The 15,365-nt window shown below is 69.9% G+C and carries 11 protein-coding genes; 3 read left to right on the forward strand and 8 right to left on the reverse strand.

What is annotated here, in order from left to right:
* Positions 1–453, forward strand: a 453-nt coding sequence (locus FREUN1FDRAFT_RS04705) for an acyl-CoA dehydrogenase family protein (RefSeq protein ID WP_035950010.1), incomplete at its 5' end; no start/stop codon positions are given.
* 105 nt (positions 454–558) lie between these two features.
* On the opposite strand, the gene FREUN1FDRAFT_RS44950 is transcribed toward FREUN1FDRAFT_RS04705, so the two are convergent.
* The 3 genes from FREUN1FDRAFT_RS44950 to FREUN1FDRAFT_RS04720 form a co-directional block, all read right to left on the reverse strand.
* Positions 559–1,581, reverse strand: coding sequence for a hypothetical protein (locus FREUN1FDRAFT_RS44950; RefSeq protein WP_006538813.1), 1,023 nt, complete (start codon positions 1,579–1,581; stop codon positions 559–561).
* A gap of 662 nt (positions 1,582–2,243) precedes the next feature.
* Entirely contained in the window at positions 2,244–2,741 is a 498-nt protein-coding gene (locus FREUN1FDRAFT_RS04715; protein ID WP_006538814.1) for a GNAT family N-acetyltransferase, read from the reverse strand.
* A 104-nt stretch (positions 2,742–2,845) separates the two neighbouring features.
* Complete coding sequence (locus tag FREUN1FDRAFT_RS04720) at positions 2,846–3,148, reverse strand: DUF1778 domain-containing protein (RefSeq protein WP_006538815.1); 303 nt, start codon at positions 3,146–3,148, stop codon at positions 2,846–2,848.
* Positions 3,149–3,325: 177 nt separating this feature from the next.
* Between FREUN1FDRAFT_RS04720 and FREUN1FDRAFT_RS04725 the strand changes: the two genes are divergently transcribed.
* A complete protein-coding gene (locus FREUN1FDRAFT_RS04725; protein ID WP_083828554.1) occupies positions 3,326–3,724 on the forward strand; it encodes a YkvA family protein in 399 nt (132 codons plus the stop codon).
* On the opposite strand, the gene FREUN1FDRAFT_RS04730 is transcribed toward FREUN1FDRAFT_RS04725, so the two are convergent.
* The 5 genes from FREUN1FDRAFT_RS04730 to FREUN1FDRAFT_RS04750 form a co-directional block, all read right to left on the reverse strand.
* Entirely contained in the window at positions 3,700–6,483 is a 2,784-nt protein-coding gene (locus FREUN1FDRAFT_RS04730; RefSeq protein WP_006538817.1) for an aconitate hydratase, read from the reverse strand. The genes FREUN1FDRAFT_RS04725 and FREUN1FDRAFT_RS04730 overlap by 25 nt on opposite strands.
* Positions 6,484–7,032: 549 nt before the next feature.
* A complete protein-coding gene (locus FREUN1FDRAFT_RS04735) occupies positions 7,033–8,451 on the reverse strand; it encodes a glycosyltransferase (protein WP_006538818.1) in 1,419 nt (472 codons plus the stop codon).
* A gap of 322 nt (positions 8,452–8,773) precedes the next feature.
* Positions 8,774–10,150, reverse strand: coding sequence for a nucleotide sugar dehydrogenase (locus FREUN1FDRAFT_RS04740; protein ID WP_035950013.1), 1,377 nt, complete (start codon positions 10,148–10,150; stop codon positions 8,774–8,776).
* Between the two features lie 27 nt (positions 10,151–10,177).
* Positions 10,178–11,356: a non-hydrolyzing UDP-N-acetylglucosamine 2-epimerase gene (wecB, locus tag FREUN1FDRAFT_RS04745; RefSeq protein ID WP_006538820.1), complete on the reverse strand. Its 1,179-nt coding sequence runs from the start codon at positions 11,354–11,356 to the stop codon at positions 10,178–10,180.
* On the reverse strand, positions 11,353–13,848 hold the full coding sequence (locus FREUN1FDRAFT_RS04750; RefSeq protein WP_006538821.1) for a bi-domain-containing oxidoreductase: 2,496 nt from the start codon (positions 13,846–13,848) through the stop codon (positions 11,353–11,355). Before FREUN1FDRAFT_RS04750 ends, wecB begins: the two co-directional genes overlap by 4 nt.
* A 233-nt stretch (positions 13,849–14,081) precedes the next feature.
* Here FREUN1FDRAFT_RS04750 and FREUN1FDRAFT_RS04755 point away from each other — a divergent pair, with 233 nt between their 5' ends.
* Entirely contained in the window at positions 14,082–15,272 is a 1,191-nt protein-coding gene (locus FREUN1FDRAFT_RS04755) for a glycosyltransferase family 4 protein (protein WP_006538822.1), read from the forward strand.
* Positions 15,273–15,365: the final 93 nt, after the last annotated feature.

Here is a 15,365-nt window from a genome sequence, read left to right on the forward strand (position 1 = left end):
CTGCGCACCGCGCTGCGCACCCTCGACCACACCCGGCCGACGATCGGCGCGCAGGCCGTCGGCATCGCGCAGGGCGCGCTGGACGCGGCGATCGGCTACGTGAAGGAACGCCGCCAGTTCGGCCGCCCGATCGCGGACAACCAGGGCGTCCAGTTCATGCTCGCGGACATGGCGATGAAGATCGAGGCGGCTCGGCACATGGTGTATGTCGCGGCGGCCCGCGCCGAGCGCGGCGAGCCGAATCTCGGCTTCATCACCGCCGCCGCCAAGTGCTTCGCCTCGGACGTCGCCATGGAGGTCACCACCGACGCCGTCCAGCTCTTCGGGGGCGCCGGCTACACCCGTGACTTCCCGGTCGAGCGGATGATGCGCGACGCGAAGATCACGCAGATCTACGAGGGCACCAACCAGATCCAGCGGATGGTCATGTCCCGGGCCCTGCTCCGGGGCTGAGACCGTCCCGTCCCACGGTGAGGCGCCGCCGATACGCGCGGCGGCGCCTCACCACCTGCGTGGCCCGGCTGGCCTACGCCGGGCTCCCGCTGGATTACCTGCCGACTACAGAGCGCCCACAACTGCGGACGTCTCCGACGGACCGTCGACAGAGTCGCCGTAGTCGCCGTAGTCGCCCCACTGGTAGTCATCCTTGCCGGGCTTGTCGTACTTCTCGTGGTGCTTCTTCTTGTCGTGCTTCTTCTCGAACCAGAGAACCTTCTCGAAGGTGATCCGGATCTTCTTCTTCACCAGGTTCTTCTTCTCGTGGTGCTTGTAGTCCCCGCCCGGCCTGGGGCTGTAGGCCACCGGCTCCTCGACAGCACCCGGGGTCCCCCAGTCTCCGGGGTCGCCGTAGGAGTCGTCACCGTACGAGTCGCCACCGTAGTAGGGGTCGTCGTCACCGTAGGAGTCGTCACCGTAGGAGTCATCGCCGTACGACTCCTCGCCGTACTCCTTCTTGTCGTGCTTCTTGTGGTGCTTCTTCTTCTCGTTCTCGAACCAGAGAACGCGCTCGTAGCTGATGGCGTCCTTGCGCTTCGAGATGTTGTCGTGCTTCTTCTTGTGGCGCTTCTTGTCGTACGGACCAGCCAGCGCCTCCTCGCCGGCAACCGGCCCGTCCACGACCGTCGGGTCCACGACTGGGGCGGCCGGGTCCACGACGGCGGCCGTCGGGTCCACGACGGGAGCAGACGGGTCGTCAAAGCCGCCGGTGGGCGGGAGAAGCGCCGAGTCGTCGAACCCGCCCCAGCCCTCATCGCCGCCCGGGCCCTCGAAACCGGTACCCGGCTCGTCGGCCGTCGGGTCGGCGGCCTCGTCGTCGTAGCCGGGCCACTTCTTCTTGTGGTCCTTCTCGTCCTTGCCGTGGTGGTCCTTCTTCTTGTGCTCCTTCTTGTCCTTGTGGTCGAACCAGAGAACGCGCTCGTAGCTGACGGCGACGCGCTCCTTCTTGACGTTCTGCTTGCCGTGGTGCTCGCCGCCGTACGGAGCGGCCTGCGCGACACCGGCGCCCGCGCCGAGCGTCACCGCGACGGAAACCAAACCGGAGGTCGCGAGAATCGCGGTACGGCGCCCAATTCTGCTCGCCATTTCCAACCTTTCAAAAAAGATCTGCTGCATCGGTTCGTCGGGCGACAACATAGCCGCTGGCCAGCAGGCGGACGGAGGCTCAAAACAGACGTGTCGCCAGGACCTTTGGACCTTCTGTTCCGACCCATTTAGCCGAATGCGCAGGCGACGGGAGGCTGACCCGAAACAACGATCCTTTTCCATCTCACGGTGTACGGTCAGGGATGCCACGGGTCCGAGTCGAGACGGAAAAGGCCCTTGATTCCCACCCCGAGATCAGACCATAGGAGCGCAGAAATCACGCGAATCCACCCGCCACCCACCCGTACACCAGACGCCAGAACGGGGAAATAGGCGTATGCGGCGCCCGACCAGGCATGACACCCGGAACAATAACCCGCCGGCCATGACGGGTCGCCGGCGACCTGTTTACCTGCACTGTTGAGCGACCGAAAGACGGCAGGAAAGGTGCGCCGCCTTCCGGAGCCGGCAGAAATTGTGTCGACCGCGAAATCAGGCGCCGGCGGAGAACCCACCCCGGCACCCGGCGCCGGCACAGGGCCTGGCTCTCCCGCGGCGCCACCCGGCCTCGGCGCAGGCCCTGGTCGTGTTCATGGCCGCGTTCGTGGCCGCGTTCGTGGCCGGAGCCCGGTGGCCGGCGGCCGGCGGCGGCCGGCCGGCGGCTAGCTCGGGAGGCTGGCGGCGTCCTGCAGGGGCAGGAGCAGCAGGTGCGGGTCCACCCCGGTGGGCGCGAAGCCGAAGTGCCGGTAGAAGGCTCGGCCGGTGGAAGCGATGGCGTGGGCGCCCAGCAACGGAGTTCCCACCATGCGACGCACCGTCAACGCCCGCATCGTCGCGTCCCGCAGCAGCCGGGCACCGACACCCCGCCCCTGATAACGGACGTCCACGGCCAGTCGACCGACGAGCATCAGCGGCACGGGGTCGGTGGGGCGGCGGGACCGCCACCGCGACGGTGGCGCCACCCGCTCGGCTGCGGCTGTCGCAAGGCAGTAGAACCCCGCGATGGTGGTGCCGTCGAGGATCACGAAGGTGTTGGTGATCCGTTCCTTCTGGTGGTCCTTGGCGTGATGGCGCAGCCAGCCGTCGACGGCCGGGTCACCACAGCCGAACGCGACCGTGTCGTGGTCCTCCAGCAGGGCCGACGGCTTCGTGAACGACACGGAACAAGCTCCCATCCAGCCAAGACCGATCTCAGATGTGCTGACGTCCGGTACCGACGCGGAACCGGCGTGGCCGGGGCCTGCGGGCCGGCACCGGCGTTCGACTAGGCGTCCGGCTGGCCGGGCTGTTGGCCGGGTGGCTGCTCACGCGGTTCCTCGTCGAGCAGGCGTCGCATCCGCGGGTTGTCGGCCGGCGGTGCCTGCAGCATCGCCTCCAGCTCGGCCCAGGCGGACTCGGCGACCCGGAACAGGCGGCGGTCGGCGAGCACGTCCCGGGCGTGGCGCCGCATGCTCTCGACCGCGAACATCGCCAGGCTGAGACCCTCTGCCTCGGCAGCGGACCGGATGATCTCCGCGTCGTCCTCGGGCAGGTCACACGTGATCTTCTCGTCGCCAGCGAAGGTCATACCGGCAGTCTGCCGTCCCGACCCGGGCGAGGGGAAGCCGGGGTACCGCGGCGCCCAGCGAGCGCAGCTGCGCGCGAGCGAGGAACGTTGGTGCCGCCGGGAACGTTCGCAATGGCGTCGGAACGGGCATTCGGAGTGCGGATCACTCCGACTGCCGAAGGAACGGTGAGCATCACTATGAGCGACGATCTCGGCACCGCCCTGGTGGTGATCCTCGGCGTGATCGCCTTGGTCGGCGTGCTGCTGGCCGGTGGCGCCTGGTACCTGCTGCGCCGCTACCGGCTGCCGTTGCACGCCGTGGCCACGACGATCGCCAGCCTGCTCTACGTGATCTCGCCGGTGGACGCCGTGCCGGAGGTTCCACTCGGGCCGGTCGGCCTGGTCGACGACCTCACAGTGATCATCGCAGCGGCGCTGTACCTGCGCAGGCTCGTCGGCGCGAGGAGCACTGCGGCGGCAAGGAGCACTGCGGCGGGGTCCGCCCAGAAGGCCTCGGGAGGCCATCCCGGACGAACCCCGACCTCGACTCCGACTCCGATTCCGACCCAGGATCAGATCAGAGAGCGCAGGACGTAAAGCAGGATGCCGCCGTGGCGGTAGTACTCCGCCTCGCCGGGGGTGTCGATACGGACCACGGCCTCGAACGACCTGTCCCCCGCCTGGACGGTGATGGTGGGGGTCTTCTCGTCGATGGTGGCCAGGCCCGTGATGGTGAAGGTCTCCTCACCGGTGAGCCCGAGCGACTCGGCCGACTCGCCGACCGGGAACTGCAGCGGCAGCACGCCCATCCCGATCAGGTTCGACCGGTGGATCCGCTCGTAGGACTCGGCGATGACCGCCCGCACGCCGAGCAGGGCCGTGCCCTTCGCGGCCCAGTCACGCGAGGAGCCGGAACCGTACTCCTTGCCCGCGAGCACCACCAGCGGCACGTTCTCGGCCGCGTACTTCTGCGCCGCGTCGTAGATCGCCACCTGCTCGCCGTCGGGCAGGTGCCGGGTGACGCCACCCTCGACGCCGGGCACCAGCTTGTTGCGCAGCCGGATGTTGGCGAAGGTGCCCCGGATCATCACCTCGTGGTTGCCGCGGCGCGACCCGTAGGAGTTGAAGTCGGACGGGGCCACCCCGTGCTCGGTGAGGTAGCGCCCCGCCGGGGAGTCCTTCTTGATGGAGCTGGCCGGGGAGATGTGGTCGGTGGTGACCGAGTCCCCCAGGTAGGCCAGCACCCGGGCGCCGACGATGTCGGTGCGCGGCGTCGGCTTGGCGGACATCCCCTCGAAGTACGGTGGGTGGCGCACGTAGGTGGAGTCCTCCACCCAGCCGAAGGTCTGGGAGACCTCGCCGCCGTCACCGATGGGCAGCGCCTGCCAGCGGGCGTCGCCGGAGAGGTCGGCGTAGCCACTCGAGAACATCTCGGACGCGATCGAGCTGGCCACGACCTCGGCGACCTCGGCCTCGCTCGGCCAGATGTCACGCAGGTAGACCGGCTCGCCGGCGGTGTCGGTGCCCAGCGGGTCGGTGTCCAGGTTGATGTCCATCGTGCCGGCCAGCGCGTAGGCGACCACCAGCGGCGGGGACGCCAGATAGTTCATCTTGATGTCCGGGCTGATCCGGCCCTCGAAGTTCCGGTTGCCTGACAGCACGCTGACGACCGCCAGGTCCGCCTTGTTGATCTCGGCGGAGATCTCGTCGGCGAGCGGGCCCGAGTTGCCGATGCAGGTGGTGCAGCCGTAGCCCACCAGGTTGAACCCGACCTTCTCCAGGTAAGGGACGAGGCCCGCGCGCTCGTAGTAATCCATGACCACCTTGGAACCGGGAGCCAAGGTGGTCTTCACCCACGGCTTGCGGGTCAGGCCCTTCTCCACCGCGTTCCGCGCAAGCAGCGCCGCGCCCAGCATGACCTGCGGATTCGAGGTGTTGGTGCAGGAGGTGATCGCGGCGATGGCGACCGCGCCATGGTCGATCTCGAAGGTGGTGCCGTCGGCCAGGGTCACCCGCGTCGGCTTCGACGGGCGGCTGCTGATGTCACCGGCGACCGCGTTGGCCGAGACCGGCGCGTCCGACGGCTTGTCCGCGAACGGCGCGGCCGAGTCGGAGGCGGGGAACGACTCGGCGTCGGCCTCGTCCAGACCGCCGTTGACCAGTTCCGTCGGACCGGCGTAGGTGCCCAGCGCCTTGCGGAAGGCGGGCTTCGCCGTCGACAGCGGAACCCTGTCCTGCGGGCGCTTCGGGCCGGCGAGGGAGGGGACCACGGTCGAAAGATCCAGCTCGAGAGTGGTGGTGTAGTTGGCCTCGTGGCTCGGGTCGTGCCAGAGGCCCTGCTCCTTGGCGTAGGCCTCGACCAGCGCGACGAGCTCGTCCGGGCGGCCGGTGAGCCGCAGGTAGGACAGCGTCTCGGCGTCGATCGGGAAGATCGCGCAGGTGGAGCCGTACTCGGGGCTCATGTTGCCGATGGTGGTGCGGTTCGCCAGCGGGACGTTCGCGACGCCCTCGCCGTAGAACTCGACGAAGCGGCCGACCACGCCGTGCTTGCGGAGCTGCTCGGTGATGGTGAGCACCATGTCGGTGGCGGTGGTTCCCGGCGGGAGCTCACCGGTGAGCTTGAAGCCGACGACGGTCGGGATCAGCATGCTGACCGGCTGGCCGAGCATCGCCGCCTCGGCCTCGATGCCGCCGACGCCCCAGCCGAGCACACCGAGGCCGTTGACCATCGTGGTGTGGCTGTCCGTCCCCACGAGGGTGTCGGGGTAGGCCAGCGTGCCCTCGGCGGTCTCCTTCGTGAAGACGACCCGGGCGAGGTGCTCGACGTTGACCTGGTGCACGATGCCGGTGTTCGGCGGCACCACGGTGAAGTTGTCGAACGCCGCCTGGCCCCAGCGCAGGAACTGGTAGCGCTCGCGGTTGCGCTCGAACTCCAGGGTCGCGTTCAGCTCGAACGCGTCGGGCCGGCCGAAGTGGTCGGCGATGATCGAGTGGTCGATCACCATCTCGGCCGGCGCCAGCGGGTTGATCTTCGACGAGTCACCGCCGAGCGCGACCATCGCCTCCCGCATCGCGGCGAGGTCGACCACACAGGGGACACCGGTGAAGTCCTGCATGATGACCCGGGCCGGGGTGAACTGGATCTCCTGGCTCGGCTCGGCCGCCGGGTCCCAGTTGGCGAGCGCTCGTACGTGGTCGGCGGTGATGTTCGCGCCGTCCTCGGTACGCAGCAGGTTCTCGAGCAGAACACGGAGGCTGTACGGCAGGCGGTCCGCCCCGGGCACCGCGTCCAACCGCCTGATCGTGTAGGTGCGATCACCTACCGCGAGTCTGCCGGTGCTGCCGAAGCTGTCCATGGCCTTCGTCTCCTCCTCGTCACCTCCCCGCTTCTCGTCAGCGGGAAGGTTCGACACAACCACCGATCACTGTGGCCGACCCTGAGTTCGCCACGGTCGTCCACTCGACCCCATCCTGGCACTGTCAGGGGTGACGGCGACGCCGAGAGCCGTTGGTCACATTCCCACAGGGCTCGACGTGGCTGTGACCGCCGCCTCCCGGGCACGTGCCCCCGGTCCCGGCGGTCCACGCCGTTTTTCCCTCGCAGAGGCTACAAATATCAGGTGGTCGGTCCGGACGTGTACCGCATGCCCCCTGGTCAGGCCGGACGAGACGGCCGGGATCACGGCGACGGGGGGTGCGTTGTCCGCTGGCCATGACACCGGAAGGTGGGATGTCCCACCCAGGCCGGACCCACCTTGGACGGACCCGGCCCGCACCGGATCATCCGGCGCGGGTAGAGGCTGCGCTGGAACAGCGGGTAGATGCTGCGCTGGAACAGACCGTGCCGGAACAGGCTGTGCCGGAACAGGCTGTGCCGGAGCAGGCTGTGCCGGAGCAGGCAACGGCTACGACCACACGGCCGTGATGTCGCGCTGCCAGTTCTCCATCGTGAACGGAGATCGCCGCAGCCGGCGCATCGCTTCCCGACGCTCGTCCAGCGTCGGCGGCACGACCGCCAGGTCGGCGGCGGTACTGGCCCAGATCTCGTTCGGCGTTCCCAGCGGAAGCATGGTGATCCCGGGCAGCACCCGGGCGATCTCCGCGACACCCGGCAGATCCGACGACAGCACCGGGGTACCGACCGCGCACGCCTCGAGCACGACGCTCGGCAGGCCCTCGTGCAGCGAGGTCACCAGCAGCAGCGACGAGTTCACCAGGAGCTTGGGAACATCGCCCCGCTCGCCGAGGAACTCGACCCGGTCCGACACCCCCAGACCGCTGGCGAGGGTCATCAGCCGCTCGGTCTCCTCCGGGCTCTGCCGACCCACGAACCGCAGCCGGACGTCGAGCCCGCGGGTACACATCGCCGCGACGATCTCGATCGCGCGCGACCGGTTCTTCACCGGATCGGGGCGGGCGATGTGCAGGACCGTCAGCGGCGGCGGTGCGACGTCCCCCAGCTCGTCGAGTTCCGGCAGGGAGGGCATCGGGCGCTGGCCGGCGATGGCCACCCCGAAGGGCTCGAGCTCGACGCCGTTGTAGATGACCCGGCACCGGGGGTCCAGCCGCCAGGACTCGCGCCACAGGCCACGCATGGCCGCCTCGCTGACCGCGATCAGATCGGTGGCGAACGCATCCAGCAGAACCCGGCCCAGCGCCCGCTGGAGCCGACCGCGGACACTGTCGCCGCGGCGATCCGTACTGGTGAAGAAGTGAGCCACCCGGCGGCGCACACCGGCGGCCCGGGCAACCGTCAGCACCACACCCGAGAAGGTCGCCACCCCGGAGTGGACGATGTCGGGCCGGACCTGGCGCAGCAGCCGGTGGAACGCGAACGGGAAGCTCGGATCCGCGCGGCAGTAGTACACCTCGCCCCCGAGCGACCGGATCTCCTCGTCCAGCGATCCGGGCGCCCCCGAGGTGACGCAGAACAGCAGCCGGAACTCGGCCGGGTCCAATCGTCGCAGCAGGTTGACGGCCCGAATCGTCTCACCGGCCACGTCCATCCTCGACAGCACCTCGAGCACCGTCACCGGGTTGGCACGGCTGGACGGGGCGGGAGCCGGGCTCACCTGCCCGGCCGGCGGGGGGAGCAACCGGTCGCCGGTCGCCGCGCCGCGCGCGTCCCCCGCCGCGGGTGCCGGCCCGTCGACCACACTCTGCCCGTCGACCGCACTCTGCCCGTCGACCACACTCTGCCCGTCGACCACACTCTGCCCGTCGACCACCGCGAGGAGCCCGTCGACTGTCACCGGCCCGCCGGACCGGTCGGCGCCCGCAGGCCATCGATCGGTCCGAGCGCCACCCGTGCCCCTGCCACCCATGCGCATGCCACCTGCCGGTCCGCCGCCGCTTCGTCTGCCCTTGGCCCGTTCGTCACCGATATCCACCCGCCGCCGCGACTGCGCACACGTTCCGAACTCGGATGTGGACGCTCAGCACCTGGCCAGGACATCTGGCAACCTTCGCCAACCTACAGAGAGAGTTCTACTACACAGAGTTATGACACTCGGCAACGTGAGACGAAAAGGCGGGGCGCCGCCTCGCGACGCCCCGCGCCGAACCTGCGATTCGGGCCAGACCGACGGGTGACCGCTCGACCGCGGATCCCCAGGCCAGGTGGCGGCGTACGTTCCCAGCGCGGCGTCACATGGACTCGACCATGGCCCGTCCCGGCGCGGAGCGCTGCGCGGGAACGAAGGCTCTCGCCGAGCCGCTCGGAGCAGCCACGCCGACCGTTGCGGCCGTTGCGGCCGTTCCCGCCGCCGACCCCGCGGACGGCTGCAGCCAGTGGCGGGTGTCCAGCACGGCCCGGGCGTGGCGCAACACGATGTCGCGCCGGAACGCGTCGTGATCGACCAGCACGACAACCAGGTCCGCCGCCGCCGTCTGCTCCTCGTCGGCATCGACCAGCTCGATCCGCCCCGGAACGTGCGCGGGATCGACGTGCGGGTCGGCCGCAAAGACCTCCGCTCCGCGATCAGCCAGCAGCGCGGCCACCCGGGCCGCTGGCGACTCCCGCGAGTCCCCGGTGTTCCTCTTGTAGGCGAGCCCCAGCAGCAGAATACGACTTCCGTGCACAGAACATCCTCGTCGGCCAAGCATCTCGGCCACCCTGCTCACCACATGGTCCGGCATGTGGTGATTGATATCGTTGGCCAGTTCGACAAACCTGAAGCTGCGACCAAGCCGCGACCGGACGCGCCATGACAGGTAGGACGGGTCGATCGGAAGGCAATGACCTCCGACGCCGGGACCCGGTCGGAACGGCATGAAGCCGAAAGGTTTGGTGGAGGCGGCGTCGATCGCCGCCCAGACGTCCGCGCCGAGCTCGTGCGCAAACATGGCGAGCTCGTTGACCAGAGCGATGTTGACATGGCGGAAGGTGTTTTCCAGGAGCTTGGTGAGTTCCGCGGTCCTCGTCGAGGCCACCGGAACGGTGCTGTCCACCAGCGAGTCGTAGAAGGCGGTCACGGCCCTGAGCGAGGCCTCGTCGACACCGGAAACGACCTTCGGAGTGTTCTCCAGCCGCCAGACCTTGTTCCCCGGATCAATACGTTCCGGCGAGTAGCCAAGCCGGAAGTCGGTGCCGGCAGTGAGACCGGACAACTCTTCCAGCAATGGCCCGAACAGTTCTTCGGTCGTGCCCGGGTAGGTCGTCGATTCCAGCACCACTGTGACGCCGGGTGCCACAAAGGGTGCCAGGCTCCGCGCCGCGTCCGTCACGAAACTGAGGTCGGGCACGCCTTCCCGCAACGGGGTCGGCACGGTGACGACCGCGACGTCGAAGGCCGCCGCCGCGGCGTAGTCGGTCGTCGCCTCGTACCTGCCGGAGGCGAGGGCCGCGGCCAGCTGACCGTCAGCGATGTCCTCGACATAGGACTCACCGACCACAAGTCTTTTGACTCGACTGATGTCGACGTCGACGCCCACCACCCGCCAGCCGGCCTCCACGGCGCGCATCGCGAGCGGGAGACCGACATACCCCTGGCCGACCACTACCAGCTTTCCCGATGAAGTCATGAGCCCAGTGTGGCGCCATCGCCACTCTCAGCTATGCATCGGCAAGTTCGTGTCACGGTCAGTTACCGCTCGCGGGGTAGGGAGCTCCCGAACTCCGTCGCGCAGATCTTGCCCGCCGCCGCTGCCGGCGAAAGTCCGGGCGAGCACGGCGGAGATCCGTTGACCGGCACGCCCGTCCCACAGCGCGGGACATCGCGGCGGAGGCGGCCGCTCCAGCCATTCGAGCGCCGCGGCGACCACCGCATCCGGGGAACGGCCCACCACCCGGTTGGTCCCCTCGGTGACAGTGATCGGCCGCTCGGTGTTGTCCCGCAACGTCAGGCACGGAACTCCGAGAACCGTCGACTCCTCCTGCACGCCGCCCGAGTCGGTGAGCACCAGTCGCGCTCCCATCTGCAGCGCGAGGCAGTCGAGATACCCCACCGGTCCGAGTAGCCGCAGACCAGCCGGGAGTCGACCGACCAGCCGGTTGGCGGTACGTGGGTGCACGGGGAAGACCAGCGGGCATCGGCTGGCGATCTCCCCCAGTGCCGCGACCAGGTCGCCGAGCACCGCGGGATCGTCGACGTTGCTCGGCCGGTGCAACGTCACCATGCCATACCCGCCCGAACGCAGGCCCAGCTCGGCGAGCGTGGGCCGGGCACGAGCCCGCTCCCGGCACGCCAGCAGCGTGTCGACCATGACATTGCCGACCAGATGCACCGAGTCCGGCGGCACGCCCTCCGCGAGCAGGTGCTTCACGCCCTCGGGACTGGGCGCGAACAGCAGGTCCGACAGCCGGTCGGTGACGATCCGATTGATCTCCTCCGGCATCGCCCGGTCGCCGCTGCGCAGGCCGGCCTCGACGTGCGCCACCGCGATTCCCGCCTTGGCCGCGACCAGCGCACAGGCAAGTGTCGAGTTCACGTCCCCGACGACGACCACCACATCGGGAGCCAGTCGCATCAGCAGCGGCTCGAAGGCGGTCATCACCGCGGCCGTCTGCACGGCATGGGATCCGGAGCCGGCCTCCAGGTGGTGATCCGGCGGGCGCAGACCAAGATCGGCGAAGAAGACCCCGCTCATCGCGTCGTCGTAGTGCTGCCCCGTGTGCACGAGGGTGGTCCGGACGCCATCAGCCGTCAGCGCGTCGATCACGGGCTTCACCTTGATGAAGTTCGGCCGGGCCCCGGCCACGACGACCGCGTGCGGCGCGACCGTGGTCACGGCGTGGCCGTCCCGTCGCGGTCCTGCCGTTCAGGCGCCCGACGTACCGCGGACACGCCCAGCGCGCCCAGCGCGCCCGGCCCACCCGGCGCCTCGGCCCGCTCGCCTTCCTCTCGCAGCGCGGGAGAGGCCTGGCCCTCGGGCGGCATGCTGTCCGCGCCCACCCTTCGCGCTGCCGGCACCGCTGGCCGGCCCACCTGCTCCGTGCCCGCACGGCGAGCACCCGCCAGGTCGATGCCAGTCGGCTCCACCGCCACCGCCGCCGCCGACCGCGGAAGACCTGTTGGCTGCGGAAGGCCAGTGCCGAGGCTCGCGGCGGCGGCAAGCGTTGCCCGGGACGACGCGATCAGTTCCGCCGTCACGTCCGTCGCGCCACCGCGACACATCCGCAGGAACGCGCCGACCGCGGCCCGATGCCCCTTGTCCTGCGCGCCTTTCCATTCCGAGACACCATCGATCACCAGCTCCCGGAAGTCGTCGATGCGCAGGTGGCTCCTGCCGGCGAGAGCCTCGACCAGTTCCTTCCGGCAGGCCCGGGGCCGGGCGGAGCTGTACGCGACGGTCGACAGGGTGCCGTCGACATGCCGCATGGTCACGGCCAGGTCCTCGGCCAGCAGCACCTCACCACCGCGGCCGGGCACGGCTGTCGCCGTCTCGACCCGGCTACCTGCCAGCGCCACGCAGGTGTCGATGAAATGGCAGACCTCACCGAGGAGCCGGCCGCCCTCGAGCCGGTCGCCGTACCAGTGGTCGGCGGGTACGGGACCGGCGGCGACCCGGTAGATCAGGCTCAACGGGCCGTCCCGCTCCGCCAGCCGCCGACGGGCCGCGACGACCGCCGGGGAGAACCTGCGGTTGAGGCCCACCATCAGGACCCCGCCGCCCACGTCCGCCGCCCGCTCAACCATCTCGAGCTCGGCCAGGTCGAGGGCCAACGGCTTCTCGCACCACACATGCCGGCCTCGTTCGAGGGCCGCCGCCGCCAGCCGGGCGTGCGTCGAGTGCGGTGTCGCGATCACCACGACATCGATGTCGTCGTCATCGAGCAGTTCCTCAACCCCAGCCGCGGCCCCCTGGAAGCCATGCCGGTCGGCGAAGGCTCGAGCTGATCGCCCACTCGCCGAAGCGACACTGGTGAAACGGTCGAAACCGGCGGCTCTGAAGGCCGGCAGCAGCACCGAGCCGGAGAAGTTCCCCGCACCGATCCAGCCGATCCGATCACCGCGACGCCCAGGTGAACCGGCCCCACGTGCCACCGGTCGCGGGTACCCGACCTGCCGGGCCTTCCCCGCCAGGGAATATTCGGTCGATGTGGTGCTCTCCGCGGGCGGACCGTCGTCCGCCGCCTCGGCGTCTTCCACCGGCCCGGTGCGGCGCGGGTAGTCGAACCGGATGGCCAGGTACGGCTCCCGTCGCGTCGCCACCAGGTCATAGACCTCCGCGGCCCGCTCAAGCGGAAAGGCGTGGGTGACCAGGTCGGCCACGGACAGCCGGCCGGCGGCGAGCAGGTCGAGCACCGCTTCCTGGTTGCGGCCCTCCGTCCAGCGGACCTGGCCCGCCGGGTAGTCCACACCCCATTCCTCGTAGCCCCGCTCGTACCGACCGGGTCCGTAAGAACGCGCGAAGCGCAGGACGAGCTCCTTCTCGTAGAACGGCGCGCGTGCCAGCCCCAACGGGACGTCCCCGACGACGACAAGCTGCGCCCGGTCGCGGGCGAACTCCGTCGCCCGCATCACCGGATCACCGGACCGGCCCGCCGCGCAGATCAGCACCGCGTCCGCCCCGCGCCTGCGGCTCCACTGCCGCACTGCGGCCGTGGTCGCCTCGCCGGACTCCCGCAGGGCCCGCACGCCGGTCGCGGCAGCGGTCTGCAGGGGCAGGTCCGCGAGGTCGACGCCGGCCACATCACATCCGCTGGCCAGCGCGATACGGGAGGCGAGCTGGCCGATGAGACCCAGTCCGACGACGACCACCTTGGCTCCCGGGCCGACCTCAGCCAGCCGGAGCCCGTGGAGCGCGATGGCGGCGATGGTCGCGAAGGCGGCGTCCGCGTCGGGGACCCCGGCCGGTACCCGCGCGCACAACAGCCCGGGCACCGCCTGGAACTCGGCATGGTTCGCCCAGCCGGCACCCCCGGTGGCCACCAGGTCGCCGGGCCGGATGCCCTCGACGGCGTCACCGACGCGGACCGCCCGGCCGGCCCCGCTGTAACCGAGTGGCAGCTCGGAGGCGAGGCGGTCGCGGACCGAGCGGACCGCCTCGCCGATGCCGTCCGCTCGGGCCTTCTCCGCCACCCGGCGGACAAGGTCGGGGCGTGCCCGTGCCTTGGCCAGCAGCCCCGACCGGGCGAGCGTGGTCACCGCCCGCTCGGTGCCGGCGGACACGATGGTGGCGGTGGTCTCCACGAGGACCTCGGTCGCCTCGATGGACGGGATCGGGGTCTCGACGACCCGGACCTCTCCACCGCCCGCGGCCTGGACCACCTGCCTCATCGGAGATCCCGGCCTGTCACTGGGACCCGTCGGGCCGAAGAGCCGCGGCGCCGCGACCGGTCAGACACTCGCACTCGCGTCATGCGACAGAGGGTAGTTGATGACTTACATTCAGCCACGAACAGCGGCCTGTCGTGCCGTTGGAGTGTCACCAACCTGTGAGCAAGCCGCGGCCGCGACGCCAGCATGCCCACGCGGGTCATCGCCTGCCGAGCCGAGCCGTAAGGAGTGACATGATCGCAGCGGGTGCGGCGGCGCTTCTGGTAACCGTCGCCGTCATGCCGGTCGTGGTCAGCGCGATGCGGCGCCTGGCAGCCATCGACGACGTCAACGAACGCTCCTCGCACCAGGTGCCGACCCCTCGGGGCGGCGGCATCGCCGTAGCCCTCGGCATCTTCGCGGGCGTGGTGGTGCTCCAGGTCGCCAGCGGTCACGGCGACCCCCCCAGCCTGCTCCCGATGATCGTCGGGGTGACACTGTTCGGTCTCGTCGGTCTCGCCGAGGATTTGGGTGGAGACGTGGGCGGCATCTCCCCGCTGCGCCGCCTGGCACTGCAACTGCTCGCCAGCCTGGCGGTGTCGGCCGCGCTTCTCACCAGCGTGTCCCTCGACGCCGTACCGATCCCACCCGTGGTGGCGGTGTCCGCCGCCGCGCTGATCGGCCCGCTGTGGATCGCCGGTTTCGTCAACGCGTTCAACTTCATGGATGGGATCAACGGCATCTCGTCCGCGCAGGCCGCCGTCGCCGGCGGCAGCCTCATCGTGGTGGGACATCTGTACGAGGCGTCGGCGCTGGCTGCGGGCGGCACCGTTCTGGTCGGGTCGGCGATCGGCTTCGCGCCGTTCAACTTCCCCCGCGCGCGGATCTTTCTGGGCGACGTCGGCAGCTACATCCTCGGCACCAGCCTCGCCGTGCTCGCGTTCCAGGGCATCCTGTCCGGCATCCCGGTCGAGGCGGTGCTGGCGCCGCTACTGATCTACCTCGCCGACACCGGCGCCACGCTGGTGCGCCGGGTACTACGGGGCGAGCGCTGGTACCTGCCCCACCGCACCCACACCTACCAGCAACTCACCGACGTGGGCTGGACGCACACCCGGGTCACGGTCACGGTCGCCAGCCTCCTCGCGGCGAGCTCAGGCCTGGGACTACTGGCAGCGCGGGGTGACACGGACATCCGGGTGACGGCCGACCTCGCGCTGCTCGTACTGGTCGTGGGTTATCTGAACGCGCCTCGGCTGATCACACTCGCCCACGCACGGGGATGCGCCGAGCAGCCGGCTCCTGCCGATCCCGCCCAGTCGGGGGATGGCTCCCGGGAGCTCGTCCTGCCGCACCAACGACAGGGCGACAACCCACAGCCCACCACTGATCGGCCTGAACCCACCCGGACGGCCCGGGCACCCGACCCGGCCGACACCCGGTGACGACAGCAATCCAGGTTATTCGACAACCATGCGAATACGGTTGACTACTAATAGCAATGAGGCGCGGTCCGATCGCCGGGTTCCCCAGAAGAG

Source organism: Parafrankia sp. EUN1f (genome assembly GCF_000177675.1).
Classification (GTDB): Bacteria; Actinomycetota; Actinomycetes; order Frankiales; family Frankiaceae; genus Parafrankia.

What these genes read in the sequence shown, in the direction of transcription:
- FREUN1FDRAFT_RS04720 (WP_006538815.1), bottom strand. Translation starts at nt 3,148, where the DNA reads ATGACCTTCGCTGGCGACGAGAAGATCACGTGTGACCTGCCCGAGGAC.
- FREUN1FDRAFT_RS44950 (WP_006538813.1), bottom strand. Translation starts at nt 1,581, where the DNA reads ATGGCGAGCAGAATTGGGCGCCGTACCGCGATTCTCGCGACCTCCGGT.
- FREUN1FDRAFT_RS04725 (WP_083828554.1), top strand. Translation starts at nt 3,326, where the DNA reads ATGAGCGACGATCTCGGCACCGCCCTGGTGGTGATCCTCGGCGTGATC.
- FREUN1FDRAFT_RS04730 (WP_006538817.1), bottom strand. Translation starts at nt 6,483, where the DNA reads ATGGACAGCTTCGGCAGCACCGGCAGACTCGCGGTAGGTGATCGCACC.
- FREUN1FDRAFT_RS04735 (WP_006538818.1), bottom strand. Translation starts at nt 8,451, where the DNA reads ATGGGTGGCAGGGGCACGGGTGGCGCTCGGACCGATCGATGGCCTGCG.
- FREUN1FDRAFT_RS04740 (WP_035950013.1), bottom strand. Translation starts at nt 10,150, where the DNA reads ATGACTTCATCGGGAAAGCTGGTAGTGGTCGGCCAGGGGTATGTCGGT.
- FREUN1FDRAFT_RS04755 (WP_006538822.1), top strand. Translation starts at nt 14,082, where the DNA reads ATGATCGCAGCGGGTGCGGCGGCGCTTCTGGTAACCGTCGCCGTCATG.
- FREUN1FDRAFT_RS04750 (WP_006538821.1), bottom strand. Translation starts at nt 13,848, where the DNA reads ATGAGGCAGGTGGTCCAGGCCGCGGGCGGTGGAGAGGTCCGGGTCGTC.